The sequence below is a fragment of the Runella sp. CRIBMP genome (assembly GCF_009905605.1).
Classification (GTDB): Bacteria; Bacteroidota; Bacteroidia; order Cytophagales; family Spirosomataceae; genus Runella.
In genome coordinates, this window is record NZ_JAAAKZ010000012.1 from 13,923 (window position 1) to 28,317 (window position 14,395).

Sequence of the window (14,395 nt, forward strand, 5' to 3'; positions counted from 1 at the left end):
TTTTTCATTTTTTTGTGATCCCGCTGGGATTCGAACCCAGGACCCATACATTAAAAGTGTATTGCTCTACCAGCTGAGCTACAGAATCTTTTTTTTACAATTCGGTGGTTGTTCCCGTGAATTGTGGTGCAAAAGTAGGCGAAACATGGATACGACGCAAGACCTCAACTAAAAAAAAAATAAAGAAAAATTGGAAGTTAACCTATATCAGCGAATTACGACTAAAAAAAAACTTTATTTTTTTTAATTCACTATTCTACTGCGTTAGAAATCGGTCTAAAACTGCTTATTTTGAAAGATGAATCTTTCAAACAATTGTTATTTCTCACAGAGATAGTTTTAAAACACCACCTAATTCCATGAAACTTTTTCGTTTTGGCACTTTTGAACAGGAAAAACCGGGCGTAATTCTCCCCAATGGGCGTAAAATTGACGTTTCAGCCTTCGGTCAGGATTACAACGAAGCTTTTTTTGCAAGCAACGGTATTCATCGTTTGGCAGAATGGCTGACCGCAAACGCAGACACCTGTCCAGAAGTATCCGATAGCATTCGGCTCGGCTCCTGCGTAGCGCGTCCTTCCAAAATCGTGTGCATTGGGCTGAACTACGCCAAACATGCCGCTGAATCAGGCGCTCAGGTGCCCCCAGAGCCTGTTATTTTCTTTAAATCTACCACGGCGCTCTGCGGTCCTTTTGACAATGTCGTCATTCCCCGAAACTCCGTCAAGACCGACTGGGAAGTGGAACTAGCCTTTGTGATTGGCAAAAAAGCTAGCTACGTCGATGAAGCCGAGGCTATGGATTACGTGGCGGGTTATATTTTACACAATGATTATTCAGAACGTGAGTTTCAACTTGAGCGCAGCGGTCAGTGGGTAAAGGGAAAAAGCAACGACACCTTTGCGCCTATGGGGCCGTTTATGGCAACCAAGGACGAAATCGCCGACCCGCACAAATTACGCCTTTGGCTGAAAGTAAACGGCGAAATGTTGCAAGATTCCAATACCGACGACATGGTATTTAAAATCCCCAAGCTTGTTAGCTACCTTAGCCAATTTATGACGCTTCTGCCTGGTGATGTGATTTCTACGGGTACTCCGTTTGGGGTGGGTCTTGGTTTCAAACCTCCTCGCTACCTCAAATCAGGCGACGTGGTAGAACTGGGCATCGACCACCTCGGCACCCAGCGTCAGGTAGCAGTGGCGTACCAATAAAATAGCCTTCAAGACACACCAAACATTTTGGCGGTTAGGGCCCGACTCTAACCGCCTTTCATTCTTTATTATTACATCTTTTCAAATGCTACAAATGCGTCTGTTTCTGTGGTTTTTACTGTGTGGGGTAACGGTTTTTGCCCAAAAGAAAAATGAATCCTACCAGTACCACATTCGGGAAGCAGAGGCTCCTCTCAAAATCGACGGTCTGGAAAATGATGCCGCTTGGCAAACCACCGAAACCGCCAAAGACTTCTTTATGATTACGCCGATGGACACCAGCTTGTCGCGCGCTAAAACGGAGGTTAAAATGTGTTATGATAAAAATAACCTCTATATCATTGCCATCAATTATAAGCCTGTAAAGGGCGCCCTAGTGGTAGAATCCCTGAAAAGAGACTTCAATTTTGGCAACAATGACAATTTTTTTATCGTTCTGGACACGTTTGAAGACTTAACCAACGGCTTTTCGTTTGGGGCCAGTGCCGCAGGTGCTTATTGGGACGGACAAGAGGCCGACGGGACATTCATCAACCTTAATTGGGATAATAAATGGCACGGAGCTACCAAAAACTACGATGACCGCTGGGTATGGGAAGCCGCCATTCCTTTTAAAAGCATACGCTACCGGCCAGACCAAACCCGATGGGGCATCAATTTTAGCCGTCTCGAACTAACCATCAACGAAAAATCGGCGTGGGCACCCGTTCCACGTCAATTTCAATCGGCCAATTTGGGCTATGCTGGCGTATTGGTGTGGGACAAGCCGCTGCCTCCTGCAGGAAAGAACATTTCACTGATTCCCTACGCACTCACGAATGTATCGAAAGACCAAGTTAAGAAGACTCCTGCCGACTGGAAGCCCGCCATTGGAGGAGATGCGAAAATTGCCCTTAACTCATCCCTTAACCTAGATTTGACCGTCAATCCAGACTTTTCGCAGGTGGAGGTGGATGTTCAACAAACCAATTTAGACCGTTTTGAACTATTTTTTCCCGAACGACGGCAGTTCTTTTTAGAAAATGCCGACTTGTTTGCCAGTTTTGGTTTTTCGACCCTGCGCCCCTTCTTCTCACGACGTATTGGGTTGGGCGTTCCGATTTTATTCGGGGCAAGGCTCAGTGGTAAATTGGATAAAAACTGGCGTATCGGCGTTTTGGATACCCAAACCCGTGAGCAGGGAGATTTGCCCGCCCAGAACTTTGCCGTCGTAGCCTTGCAACGCAAGGTGTTCGCCCGTTCCAACGTCGGGATCTTGATGGTCAACAAAGAATCATTGGGCTATGATGAGCAAATCCATAAAACAACGGGAAGATATAACCGTAACATAGGCGCCGAATTCAACTTGGCCTCCGCCAATAATATCTGGACGGGCAAAGCGACCGTGCTCAAGTCGTTCAGTCCACACTTATCGGGCAACGATGTGGCCATTTCGAGCCTGCTCAACTTCAACAAAGCAAATCTCTTTTGGCAATGGCGATATGAATACGTCGGTGAGAACTACAACGCCGAAGTAGGCTATGTGCCTAACGCCGCCCGGCGCGGGTATCAAATGGCCGTCCCCAATGTAGGATATTTATTTTTTGTCAATTCGCAAAGCCTCATAAGCCACGGACCGCTTCTCCAAACGACCTTGTTTTGGAACAAATCAAATAAGTTGACCGATAATGAAACGACGTTGACTTACACCTTTAACTTTCGAAATAGAGCCATTGGTGTTGTCGGCGTTGCTTCCAACTACGTGCAGCTCTTGGCTCCATTTGACCCCACAAATACGGGGCGGGAGAAGTTAGCAGCTGGTACAAATCACAATTGGAAATCGGCAGGAATGGATTTTACCTCCAGCCCACGCGCACGCTTAACGTACGCTTTCAGCGCCCGCTACGGTGGCTTTTTTGCCAACGGAAGCCGCCTAAATTTAAAAACAACCCTCGGGTATCGTTTTCAACCTTATGTAGCCACCAAGTTTTCGGTAGATTATAACAACATTCAGGTTCCTTACCTGAAAACCCCCGTTGAGTTGTGGCTCGTAGGCCCTAGGGTAGACATTACATTTACCAACAGTCTGTTCTGGACTACTTTTGTGCAGTACAACAGCCAAGCAAAAAACATCAACCTGAACACTCGCCTTCAATGGCGCTATCAGCCTGCTTCTGACCTGTTTATCGTATACACTGATAATTATTTACCCGAAAACCTAATGGTCAAGAACCGCGCCATTGTCTTAAAATTGACGTATTGGTGGAATGTTTAAAAATTGATTTTCAATGACCGCTAGTCATTAAAATAGATATGAGTATTAAAGTAATTGCGTTTGACGCCGACGATACCCTTTGGGTCAATGAGCCTTTTTTTCAGGAAACTGAGCGTAAATTTTGCGGTTTGCTCGAAGATTACCTTCCCCACCACAGCATTTCGGCGGAGTTGTACCAGACCCAAGTCCAAAATATTTCGTTGTACGGCTACGGCGTAAAAAGCTTTATTTTAAGCATGGTCGAAACAGCCCTGCGCATTTCCGAAAATACCCTCGGCGTACCTGTCATCGAAAAAATCATTGAGTTGGGCAAAGAAATGCTCGAAAAACCCATTGAATTACTGGAAGATGTTGAACACGTCCTGCAATCACTTTCGGGACATTACAGGTTGGTGGTAGCGACCAAGGGGGATTTGCTCGACCAAGAACGAAAATTGCGTAAATCGGGCTTAGAGCATTATTTTCACCACATCGAAATCATGAGCGAAAAGAAGGAAGCCGATTATCAAAAGCTTATCAAACACCTTGACATTGAGACTGATGAATTTTTGATGATTGGCAATTCGCTCAAATCAGATGTCTTACCCGTATTGGCCATTGGCGGGCACGGTTTTCACATTCCATTCCATACCACTTGGGCGTATGAGCATGTTGAGCATCGAGTTGAACATGACCGTTTCAAAGATTTCAAAAACATAAGTGAAATTCTCCCTCATTTAATGGGTCAAGAGTAAGTAACAGTGCAAAATAAACTTCCTCTTTCCAAGCTTGATTCGTTAAGTAGTTCATAATCAACAGCTTTAAACCGTGCGGTCGACCACTTGAAAAGTCTCCTTTCAATATGCCCGTTCACTTAAATTCCCTTTTAATTTTATTGATTGTTTCCACATTGCTTTACCAGAGGAGAATTATTCAAGAACACGCTCATTACCAAAATGTTATTAAGCGGTTTGAGGATATGTATGATATGCTGTAATTATGTCTTTCTGTTCTAAACACGGCATATTTGTATGAAAAGCTCTTTACTATCACTTCAAAAGTGGCTTCACCGCTTTTTTGACTTACTGCGTGCATTTTACTTATTATTTCCTGCTTCTCTCTCCGCCATTGCCCTCTGGTACAGTACGTGGTACTTACCGCAGGGGCGCGACTTACTGATTTCCATTTTAGAGCATCCCGCTTCTCGCTGGTCAATGCTGTTGGCACTACTATTTTGGGCTATGGTCACTTGGTACAGCGGGCGAATTTTGATTTATCGCGAAAAAAAATTTTTCACTACCCGAAGTCGATTTATCGGCTTTCACCTTCCCCGTTTTCTAGGTTTCACGGGCATTGGGTTGGTGGCAGCGGCTTACTTTCAACTTCCCATTACGGATGCTTACTACGGGTTTGATTGGGGAGGATTCCACTACCAATTATGGCTCTGGCTGCTCATCGGTACGGGATGGTACGGCCTTTGGGCCTGGCTATTTACGTACCTAAGGGATGTGATTATCCCCGAAAACCGTTTTCGTTTGCTGCGCTATATCTGGTTGGGCGTTATGATTCTTCTATTGACCCCTTCGAGTATCGGCATGAGCGGAAATTTCATGGTATTTTCGGTCATTCTCCTTCAAATTTTATTCCTGTTTGGGGTCATTTTTCGACGCGGAAAACAACGGGACACCGATGATGCCGAGCGAATGCCTATTAGCTATTCCTCTATTCAAATATGGGCGCAAAGCGAAGGAAAAGACCCCGTTTATTGGTATCATTATTTGCTTTATTATGCCAATATTCCTTTCTCAGAACGATGGTTTTTTTTATCATTCAATATCATCAGTGTCATTTGCCTCATTCTTTATACCATTACTATTTTCAGTGTTTCTTTTGCTGGTCAAACCATCGGCAGTTTCACGTTTGTTTTACTGGCATTCGGCGTTCTGGTAGGCGGGGCGGGGCTAATTTCGATTTTTTCAATTGCCAAACGAGTCAATTTTTACATCATTATCTTACTGTTAATGCTTGCCTTTGGCGGACTCCAAAAGAAAGACCCTCATGCCGTCAGAACACTCCCGCGACAATCAAGTCCAAAAGAAATCCGCCCCACTTTTGACGAGTACTTCAGGCAATGGGTAAGCCGCCGAAAAGACTCCATTCAAAAGGATAGCATTTATCCCGTATATTTTCTTATGGCCGACGGAGGAGCTTCCCGGTCGGGGTACTGGGCGGCGTCGGTATGGGGGAAAATCCAAGATAAAACTTCTTTTTCTGAACATATTTTTTGTCTTGCAAGCGCTTCCGGTGGAAGTGTAGGCAATGGCACTTTCTTGGCGGCCTTAAAAAACGCGTCTTTACTGCCAGCCCATGACAGCACCTTTCAATCGGCCACCCAACAGTTGCTGAGTAGTAATTTTTTAACGTTTACCCTAGCTCGCATGCTAGGACCCGATATAATCAAATTAGCTGGAATCTCCGTGGGCCAAGACCGGGCAGTAGCCTTGGAAGAAGCCATGGAATATGCGGCAAAAGGGCTATACGCCCAACATGACGTTTTTTCCGAACCAATCACTCATTTTATCCCGACCACCCGTAATCTACTTCCCATTGTTTGTTTCAATACCACACGGATGCAGGATGGAATGCCCGGGGTCATCAGCACTATTCAAGTTAACAGTTTCAGCAAAAGAATTGATGTACTGGACAGTACTCAGGATTTACGGTTAAGCACGGCGATGGTCTTGAGCTCGCGTTTCCCTTACATCAGTCCTGCCGGGTTAATTGGCAATAGCTATTATGTTGACGGAGGTTATTTTGACAATTCAGGCGCGGGTGTGGTAAATGAGATGTTGCAAAAAATTAAAGAATTAAAATCTGACACGACCATTGATCCAGCGCTGTTTAATAAGCTTCGTTTCTACGTAATTCACGCCACCAATTCGCCCGTTGACATTTCTGAAATTGAGCTAGTACACCCACTCAAAAATGATTTGTTTGCGCCGATTGTTACCCTCGTGGGGGCTTATGGAACTCAGACCACAGTCAATGACTTGAGATTGATCAATGCACTGAAAGAAATTGGCGGAGGCTACATTCCGATTCATCTTTACCGGCCAAACGATGCCGTAAATTATCCCATGAACTGGGCAATCTCAAAATATTACCAAATGAAGATGAACCACCGGCTGAATAATCAGGATACTCTGTCAAAACTGATAACCCATATTAAAAGCCCTATTTAGTTGTACCGCCTTAAATGATGGCGAGGGTCTCGCCATCATTTATTCTTCCAGTCGATAAAAACGCGTAGCGTTTTCTCCAAAAACCTTGGCTTGGTCGCTTATCGAGAAACCAACGTTTATCATGTAGTCACGGACTAGCCCGATAACTTGCTCATATTCAGCCGCTACAAGGCACACTGGCCAATCGGAGCCAAACATCAGTCGGTCAGGTCCAAATGCTTCAAATACGACGTCGAGATAGGGATAAAAATCTTTTTTCGTCCAGTTTTTCCAATCGGCTTCGGTTACCATCCCCGACACTTTACAATGAACCTGCGGTTGCGCCGCCAATTGCCGCATATAATTGGACCATGTGTTTAATTTACCATCTTTGATGTAAGGCTTCGCAATGTGGTCAACCACAAAATCTACCTGAGGCAGCTCCCGCACTAAGTGCAGCGCAGCTTTTAGCTGGGTAGGATAAATCAGAATATCATACGTAAAATCAAAAGCCGTTAATTGTCGAATGCCTTTGATGACTTCGGGGCGAGCCAGAAAATCGTCGGGTTCGGCCTGCGCCACGTGACGAAACCCTTTCAGGAGTTCGTATTGTGAATAGTATTCGAGCTTTTCGTAGAGATTGGACGCTCGCAAATCCACCCATCCCACCACGCCTTTGACGAATCTGGAATATTTTTCGGCCAAAGCCAGCAAAAAGAGCGTTTCTGCTTCCGATTGGTCAGCCTGCACGGCTACGCAACCGTCAACGGCGTTGGCTTGTAAAACGGGCCATAAATCTTCAGGTAAAAAATTGCGCTGAATACGCTTCATTTCGTCATTAATCCACGCATCGCGTACTGCGTCAAAAATCCAAAAATGTTGGTGAGAATCGATGGTCATTTGTGAACCGAAAAATAGTAAACAGAAATGTGATAAACCAAAAAATAGTACACAAAGAAAGTAAATGGAATACAGGAAAGACTATTTTAATACTTCCATTGTGGTAAGTTCGGGGCCGCCGCCTCGGTTGCCAGAGCCTGCCGCCACGTACACTTTCTTTTTGTAGACCGTGGCTCCTGTCCCGTGACGCCCCTTGTTGAGGTTGGGCAGTTTTTCCCACTTCATTTGTTTTGTATCAAAGGCTTCCACTTCGGCGTGAGCTTCGACTTGCGCGGCGCTTTCACCGCCCATAATGAGCAATTTATACCCAAACGGAACGGCCGTATTACCCGCTCGTTGGGTGGGCAAATTCAGGCTTTCGGGCAGGGTCGTCCACGTATTGGTCTTAAAATCAAACACATCCACGGCGGGTTCGGTCAGGTTTAGCACTTGATTGATGCGCGCCGTGGAGCGTCGCCCACCTGCTACGTAGAGTTTGTCATCAATGATAGCGACCGAAACGTGGTCGCGAACGTGCGGCGCATCGGGGAGTTTACGCCAGGTGTTGGTTTTGGGGGCGTATTCATCCAACCAACCCACGTGCCCGTCATAATGCCCATCCTGAATGCCGCAGACCAGATAAAGTTTATTTTTATACACCACCGAGCCCGCCGCACCGCGCAAACGGTCGGCAGGAATGGCAGGGCCCACGCGCCATTCATTTTTGGCGGGGTTAAAAATATAGATACTCGAAATGGGTTTTTCGTGCGGATACGCCCCCATAAAAGCCCCCATTACGTAGGCTTCATTTTTGTATTCAATGGCCTGAAAATGATTCATTTCGATGGGAGGCGCGGCCAATTGCTTCCAGGTGTTGGTGGCGGGGTCGTACTCGTCTACGGGGCGCGTGCCGCGTCCTCCAATCAGGTATAGCTTATCACCTACTTTGGTGAAGGCGTTTTCGTGCCGCGCGGTGCAGCTTGTGGTCGACTGAACGGTTTCCCAACTGCTTGCCGTTTGAGCCTGCGCAAATGAAGCGCAAAGGCTACCAGCGACCATCAATATCGAGGTAAGTTTTCTTTGCATGGTTATTTCAGGTTATCCTTAAAACTGAAATAATGCCTTTTTTTACTTACTCAAAACAGTTTTATACGTTGATAAAAAGTAAAAACGCTCCTCTTTTTGGCCTAAAAAAATGGCAGCTGCTCATCGCCGCTGCCATTTCTGTTCACTTTAACCTATCAGTTTTGGTGGGTTACACCATTGCTGAATCTTGATTTTCAACGACGCTCGGTGGGCATCATCTCAAAAATTTCTTATATAAAACCCTAGTTTTTATTATCGCTTACAGTATCTGATTATACTCCAAACGTTCGCCATCGGGCCCCTTGATATTGAAATATTTACAGCCATTTTTCCAAAAAGGCAAAAACACGGGTGCCTCTTCCAAAATGGTAAAGCCTGCCGCTTTAAGTTGCTCAAACGCTTCGTCGATATTTTCGACATCGAAAGCAACATGATCTACGTGTCCGTCTTTTCTATTTTTGATTTCGGCCAATTCACTATCGGGCATCTGGTAGATTTCGATGATAATCTCCCCACTTTGCATCATAGCAACATTGCCTTGACCACCGTTGAATTCAAACGAAGACGACATTACATTTTCAAAGCCCAATTGCTCATAAAAAGCAACGGAACGGGCCAAATCAGTAACTGGAATACCTATGTGCTGAATACGTTTTAATGTAAGATTCATTCGATTTCTAGAAATTTAGTTGGTAATAAATCATCCATTTTTAGAACAGAAGGTTGTCTTAAAAAGCAAAGACAACCTTTCGTTATTCATTTATCATAGGTTAATTTATGACAAATGTATTTGACTTTAAACACATTTTTTTATCCTATTTATTCTATTATTAGTTAATTTATCACAAAATTTTAAACTATTTTCGGAACAAAATGGAACACAATTGCCCTACCGATGAACATCAATAAAAACTTGTGTGAACAACTTTATCTGGACGTTAAAACCAAATTACAGGAGGAGTTCGTAAAACGCGGAATGACCTACCGAGGCTCCGAAACATTCATCTGGAAATTAACCAATCCCAAAACCAACGTCACTTACTTTCAATCCATTCTAGAAGAAGCCACCCATTTATCTTTTTCCTCTACCTTCAATACAATGTACCTCTGGCGCAAGCGCAACGAAGTACAAACTAGAGAACTGGTTAATTTTCAGGAGGATTACTTAAATTTATTTACAAAGTTTTTGGGATATGCCAATCCTCAGGCTTATATCAGCGAGTTTTCGTTGACGCTTCATCATTTTTTTGGCATCAAAAAAGAGGGCAAAATAGTGGTAATCCAACCCATTTTTGACGCCAACAAAGACGTTCCTCCTCCCGACATGATGGGAAAGTTTCCACTGGCCAATGAGCAAACCGTTGATTCGAGAGACACTGAATGTTTATTGGAATTGATTACCCTGTTTCATGATTACAATCAAACCCTTCCCAAAAGGATGTATGACCAAGATTTGATTCAAGTTACGGATGGAAAACTAGATTTTAAGGAAACGAATTTAAACCTAAACAAAACAAATTGCATTTTTTCGATTGGGTTTTATTCTAACTACTTTTTCAGGTGGGTACTCAAAAAACAGGCTGCCAATTTTATAGAATATACCGATGGCCCCGTACGGTTCAGAGTAAAGTATGTTAATGCCCAAACCCAGAAAGCGGCTTGGACCGATTACTACGAAAGCAACGAGCGATTTGACTGCGGATTTTTGTTGAAACTTCCCGTAACATTCTCTTCCGAAACCATTAACTGCTACTTTTTTTGTGGAATCGAAAATAAGTCTACCCTCGCCATTACTACTTATTTATGTCAAAACTGGCGAATCATTCAGAAAAAGCAGGATTTTGAGCGCGATATTCCCCTCAACGACGCCCCGTTTTTGATGATTTTTAAGGTCAACAAAGACAACCTCAACGAGATGTATTGCGAAAAAGTAGTAGCACTGGATTTTATTTAAACTACTTGCTCTTCACCTTAAAATCCAAATCGTGGAAGTCAAAGCTGAAGTCGGTCAAGGGAGAAATTGCCTTCATTTTGAAGCCTGAGGCTTTGCCTTCATTGTCCAACTCAAACATCACGTAGGCGTCGGCATCCATGCTGCGCTCAGTCCATTTGACGATAAAGGTATTGCCTTTATACGGCAACAACTCTCCCGTTAGTTGAAAAGAACGTTTGGAATCAAACCATAGCTTCCCGTTTTTGATTGAAATCACCGCCTCGCCAAACCACGCGTCTTGATAAGTTCCCAAAAACAAGTTTGTCTCCGTTTGGGCCCCGTTGCTTTTTTGTTGACTCTCAATTGCCGACCAAATCTCAGCGGTTATTTTTTTGGCTTCGGCTTCATTGGCAAGTACTCGGTCGTGGTTTTCTTTCACGCGGTCTAAGCCTTTAATACCCAAATAACTGTCTTTAATGGTGTTGGTTACGGCCGTAAATGCTGCGCCCGATTGCTGATTAGTAAAAACAATAATGCCGAGTTTCAGCTCGGGCAGCAACGTCACCTGCGTTACGATACCCGCCAATCCGCCCGTGTGAGTAGCCTGTTTGAATCCTTTAACATCGCTCAAAAACCAGCCCAATCCGTAGCCCGAAAAATGCGTATTGTAGGAGTTAGTGCCTCTGACGGGAATGATGGTCTGGGGTGTCCACATTTCATCGTGTACTCCCCTGCTGAAAAGTTGTTTATTGGTATCAAATTTACCATTCTCCATCTGCATGATTATCCACTTGCTCATGTCGGTCACGTTGCTATAGATTCCGCCCGCGGCATTGGCCACCTCACTCCAATCGCGACGAATTACTTTGACAACTCCTTCCACGGGCGCGTGCGGGTCAATCACGTTCGACTTGTCTTTCAGGCGTTTGTACGAAGCCGCCGTGGCATTCATGCCCAGTGGTTTGAGTATTCTGCTCTCAATAAAATCTTCCCAAGGCATTCCTGATACCCGCGCCACCACCTCGCCTGCTACGATGTAGAGCAGGTTGTCATAATCGTACTTGGTTCTAAATCCCGAAACAGGTTTGAGGTAGCGGAGGTTATGAATGATGTCTTTCAAGGTAAAATTGTTCTGGTCGGGCCAAAACATCAAATCCCCCGCGCCCAAGCCCAATCCGCTGCGGTGCGTAAGCAAATCGCGAATGGTAAACTCTTCGGTCACGAACGGGTTGTACATTTTAAACTCGGGAATAATGTCCGTCACTTTGGTATCCCAAGTCAGTTTTTTTTCATCCATCAGCATCCCGAGCGCCGCTGAAGTAAAGGCTTTGCTGTTGGAGGCAATACCAAAAAGCGTGTTTTCGGTTACTTTCGCTTTCGTATTGAGCGACCTCAGGCCGTAGCCTTTGGCATGAATCACTTTACCGTCTTTAACCACCGCCACCGCAATTCCCGGCACGTCGAACGTCTTCAAGGTTTTTTCAACCAATGCATCAATCTCAGGGGAAGTAATTACCTGAGCATTTAGTAGCAACGATTGGAGACCGAAAAAAAGTAAGACGGTAAAGTAAAGATGCTTTTTCATGTTTTTTTGTAGGTTTGGTTTTACGCGGTTGTGAAGGAATGTATTTTGCGACAAAATCAGTGTTTTGTCCAAAGACTCCTCGCCAGATTGTCAAACAATTGGAGGTGCGCTTTTTTTAATACCGTGATAAAATAAGCAATCAGCCAGCGATTTCCTTTAACTACTATGTGTTCTGCAAGTTCAACCTGATTGGTATTTTTATCGTACACAAAGTTAAAATCAATCACCAACAAGATCCCTCCTTTGACATTACTGACGTATCGTACGTGTTTATCTTTCTCTATTTCCAGAACTTCTACATTGTATTCGGGGCGCATTTTCAGAAAGCCCAACAATAGTACTTCTTCATTCACTTTGTATGCCATGCCATTCATATCCGTTTTTTTTAGTTCATGGACATTGACCATGTACGGATGAAGTTGGCCAAATTTCCTAAAATCCAGGATAGAATCGTAGACACGAGCCAAATCGCCAGTAAATGAATGGTTCAGGAGAAGGGTTTTGGTAGCCATTGATACGTCGACATTGAGCAGTAAATGTTAACAAATGTAACATTTTTCTCCCCTGTTAACTCCCTCAATCATTTTCAGGCTTTTACCTTCCAGCCTTCGCCTCCTTTTACACTACCGCATGTGGGTCCACCGTCTTTACCGATTCCTGGCACTGTGATTTCTAGCACCGCCGTTGTGTCAGTTTGTACTTGCCGAAGCATCTCCCACGTGATACTCTTCAAGGGTACTTTCAACCGACGGCTCCAAACAGTGCCCATTTGCCCAGCGGCAGTGCCGATGTCAATGTATACAAATCGCTCCTGCGGCGAACCTTGGGCCATGGCCCCTATAAAAATAGGAAACTCACCCGTTTGTGATTTTAGGGTCAGCAAAAAGTCAAAAACAAGGTCTTCTCCCGTTGAACGTTGTTTTTGGAGGGTCACATAATTTGACCCACTTCCTTGCTGAATGCCAAAATCAACTCCTGCGTTTGGTTTCTCCAACCGTATCTGAAACTTAACTTCCATTCTACAAAAGTTGCGCCTCCGTCGAGGCTTTTTGAATGTTTACAATTCTTTATCCTACAATGGTTGCTCCTCCACTACGGCTGTCCGTTCCGAGGCTTTGTGGCATTTGAGTATTGTCCAACACTACCAAATCGGCGGAATACCCTGCTTTGATTCGACCGAATTTGTCGCCAAGGCCCAAGTGTTGGGCAGGATACATAGTGGCCATTCTGAAGGCTTCGTCTTTGGGGATTCCTACGTTGTGAATGCAGTTGCGCACCGCGTCGAGGAGCGTAATGGCTGAGCCTGCAAGCTTACCTTCATCGTTGAGTAAGCGGTGACCATCATAGTTGGCAATAAAATCTTCAAACTCAAAACGCATCGGTTCAATTTTGGCCAAAGTAGCATCTGAAATCAGAAAAAGGCGCTCCCGCATGAGCTGTTTGGCAATCCGCACCGTGGCATAGTCGCAATGATAACCATCGACAATGATGCTAGCGCTGACCGTAGGCGTATCCCAAATGGCCGTTACTACGCCCGGTTCGCGGCTTTCAAAGGGGCGCATGGCGTTGTATAGGTGCGTTGCCAACTGAATCCCACTGTTAAAGTAGCCTTTGGCTTGTTCGTACGTTGCGTTGGTGTGCCCCAATGACAATATAATGTCACTTTCTTGTAAAAGTTGCAATAATTCTTCGGGCCAGATTTCGGGCGCAATCGTCATGATTGTGCGCAAACCTTCACAGTTGGCAATAATTTCGGCAATTTCTGCTTTGGTTGGTACACGTACGGCATGGGCACTGTGAGCACCGCGTTTGGTAAAATTAATAAACGGCCCTTCGATATGCAGCCCCAGTACGCCCGTTTTACCCGCTCCAATGTACGATTTGGTTACTTCGATTGCTTTTAAAATCCTTTCGTGCGAGGTAGAATAAAGCGTAGGAACCAAGCCAACTGTGCCATCCTGACGGTGCGTTTGGACCATATCCGTGAGCGATTCTTCCGATAAATCGCGTACGAAAAAGCCATTTTTTCCCCCATAAAGTTGCAAGTCAACCAAGCCAGGAAGGAGGTCAAACCCTTGTAAATCAAAGCAGAAAACATCCTTTGAAATATCTTCTTGTAGCACAACGTCCACAATGATTTCATTTTCAATCAAAACGGCGTAATTGGCCAAAACCTCTTCACCAGTATAAATAGTACAGTTTGTGAATGCGTGCATTGATTGGTGGATTTTTTTGGGAACTTCC

The 14,395-nt window shown here is 44.6% G+C and carries 12 protein-coding genes and 1 tRNA gene; 5 read left to right on the forward strand and 8 right to left on the reverse strand.

Annotation, left to right across the window (positions count from 1 at the left end):
• Positions 1 to 15: 15 nt before the first annotated feature.
• Positions 16 to 88, reverse strand: a tRNA-Lys gene (locus GVN20_RS21970).
• Between the two features lie 271 nt (positions 89 to 359).
• Here GVN20_RS21970 and GVN20_RS21975 point away from each other — a divergent pair.
• From GVN20_RS21975 to GVN20_RS21990, 4 genes are all read left to right on the forward strand, one after another.
• Positions 360 to 1,214, forward strand: a complete 855-nt coding sequence (locus GVN20_RS21975) for a fumarylacetoacetate hydrolase family protein (protein WP_166560423.1) — start codon at positions 360 to 362, stop codon at positions 1,212 to 1,214.
• 94 nt (positions 1,215 to 1,308) lie between these two features.
• A complete protein-coding gene (locus GVN20_RS21980; protein ID WP_166560424.1) occupies positions 1,309 to 3,468 on the forward strand; it encodes a carbohydrate binding family 9 domain-containing protein in 2,160 nt (719 codons plus the stop codon).
• 38 nt (positions 3,469 to 3,506) lie between these two features.
• Positions 3,507 to 4,202, forward strand: coding sequence for an HAD family hydrolase (locus GVN20_RS21985; RefSeq protein WP_166560425.1), 696 nt, complete (start codon positions 3,507 to 3,509; stop codon positions 4,200 to 4,202).
• Between the two features lie 276 nt (positions 4,203 to 4,478).
• Positions 4,479 to 6,689: a patatin-like phospholipase family protein gene (locus GVN20_RS21990; RefSeq protein ID WP_166560426.1), complete on the forward strand. Its 2,211-nt coding sequence runs from the start codon at positions 4,479 to 4,481 to the stop codon at positions 6,687 to 6,689.
• A gap of 39 nt (positions 6,690 to 6,728) precedes the next feature.
• Here the strand turns inward: GVN20_RS21990 and GVN20_RS21995 are convergent, their stop codons facing one another.
• The 3 genes from GVN20_RS21995 to GVN20_RS22005 form a co-directional block, all read right to left on the reverse strand.
• The gene (locus GVN20_RS21995) at positions 6,729 to 7,568 is read right to left on the reverse strand and encodes an amidohydrolase (protein ID WP_166560427.1); all 840 of its coding nucleotides are present in this window, start codon (positions 7,566 to 7,568) and stop codon (positions 6,729 to 6,731) included.
• Positions 7,569 to 7,649: 81 nt separating this feature from the next.
• Positions 7,650 to 8,633 (reverse strand): kelch repeat-containing protein, encoded by a 984-nt coding sequence (locus tag GVN20_RS22000; protein WP_166560428.1) that lies wholly within the window; start codon positions 8,631 to 8,633, stop codon positions 7,650 to 7,652.
• Positions 8,634 to 8,892: 259 nt separating this feature from the next.
• Positions 8,893 to 9,303 carry a VOC family protein gene (locus tag GVN20_RS22005; protein ID WP_166560429.1) on the reverse strand — a complete coding sequence of 137 codons (411 nt, stop codon included), beginning with the start codon at positions 9,301 to 9,303 and terminating at the stop codon, positions 8,893 to 8,895.
• A gap of 225 nt (positions 9,304 to 9,528) precedes the next feature.
• On the opposite strand from GVN20_RS22005, the gene GVN20_RS22010 reads away from it, so the two are divergent.
• A complete protein-coding gene (locus GVN20_RS22010) occupies positions 9,529 to 10,587 on the forward strand; it encodes a hypothetical protein (protein WP_166560430.1) in 1,059 nt (352 codons plus the stop codon).
• 1 nt (position 10,588) lies between these two features.
• On the opposite strand, the gene GVN20_RS22015 is transcribed toward GVN20_RS22010, so the two are convergent.
• The 4 genes from GVN20_RS22015 to nagA form a co-directional block, all read right to left on the reverse strand.
• Positions 10,589 to 12,151 carry a serine hydrolase gene (locus GVN20_RS22015; protein WP_166560431.1) on the reverse strand — a complete coding sequence of 521 codons (1,563 nt, stop codon included), beginning with the start codon at positions 12,149 to 12,151 and terminating at the stop codon, positions 10,589 to 10,591.
• Positions 12,152 to 12,207: 56 nt separating this feature from the next.
• Entirely contained in the window at positions 12,208 to 12,663 is a 456-nt protein-coding gene (locus GVN20_RS22020) for a hypothetical protein (protein WP_166560432.1), read from the reverse strand.
• 74 nt (positions 12,664 to 12,737) lie between these two features.
• Entirely contained in the window at positions 12,738 to 13,169 is a 432-nt protein-coding gene (locus GVN20_RS22025) for a DUF5990 family protein (protein ID WP_166560433.1), read from the reverse strand.
• Between the two features lie 49 nt (positions 13,170 to 13,218).
• On the reverse strand, positions 13,219 to 14,367 hold the full coding sequence (gene nagA, locus GVN20_RS22030; RefSeq protein WP_166560434.1) for an N-acetylglucosamine-6-phosphate deacetylase: 1,149 nt from the start codon (positions 14,365 to 14,367) through the stop codon (positions 13,219 to 13,221).
• Positions 14,368 to 14,395 lie beyond the last annotated feature (28 nt).

Coding starts and splice junctions, on each gene's coding strand:
- GVN20_RS21975 (WP_166560423.1), top strand. CDS start 360: ATGAAACTTTTTCGTTTTGGCACTTTTGAACAGGAAAAACCGGGCGTA.
- GVN20_RS21995 (WP_166560427.1), bottom strand. CDS start 7,568: ATGACCATCGATTCTCACCAACATTTTTGGATTTTTGACGCAGTACGC.
- GVN20_RS22010 (WP_166560430.1), top strand. CDS start 9,529: ATGAACATCAATAAAAACTTGTGTGAACAACTTTATCTGGACGTTAAA.
- nagA (WP_166560434.1), bottom strand. CDS start 14,367: ATGCACGCATTCACAAACTGTACTATTTATACTGGTGAAGAGGTTTTG.
- GVN20_RS22000 (WP_166560428.1), bottom strand. CDS start 8,633: ATGCAAAGAAAACTTACCTCGATATTGATGGTCGCTGGTAGCCTTTGC.
- GVN20_RS21980 (WP_166560424.1), top strand. CDS start 1,309: ATGCGTCTGTTTCTGTGGTTTTTACTGTGTGGGGTAACGGTTTTTGCC.
- GVN20_RS22020 (WP_166560432.1), bottom strand. CDS start 12,663: ATGGCTACCAAAACCCTTCTCCTGAACCATTCATTTACTGGCGATTTG.
- GVN20_RS22005 (WP_166560429.1), bottom strand. CDS start 9,303: ATGAATCTTACATTAAAACGTATTCAGCACATAGGTATTCCAGTTACT.
- GVN20_RS22025 (WP_166560433.1), bottom strand. CDS start 13,169: ATGGAAGTTAAGTTTCAGATACGGTTGGAGAAACCAAACGCAGGAGTT.
- GVN20_RS21985 (WP_166560425.1), top strand. CDS start 3,507: ATGAGTATTAAAGTAATTGCGTTTGACGCCGACGATACCCTTTGGGTC.
- GVN20_RS22015 (WP_166560431.1), bottom strand. CDS start 12,151: ATGAAAAAGCATCTTTACTTTACCGTCTTACTTTTTTTCGGTCTCCAA.
- GVN20_RS21990 (WP_166560426.1), top strand. CDS start 4,479: ATGAAAAGCTCTTTACTATCACTTCAAAAGTGGCTTCACCGCTTTTTT.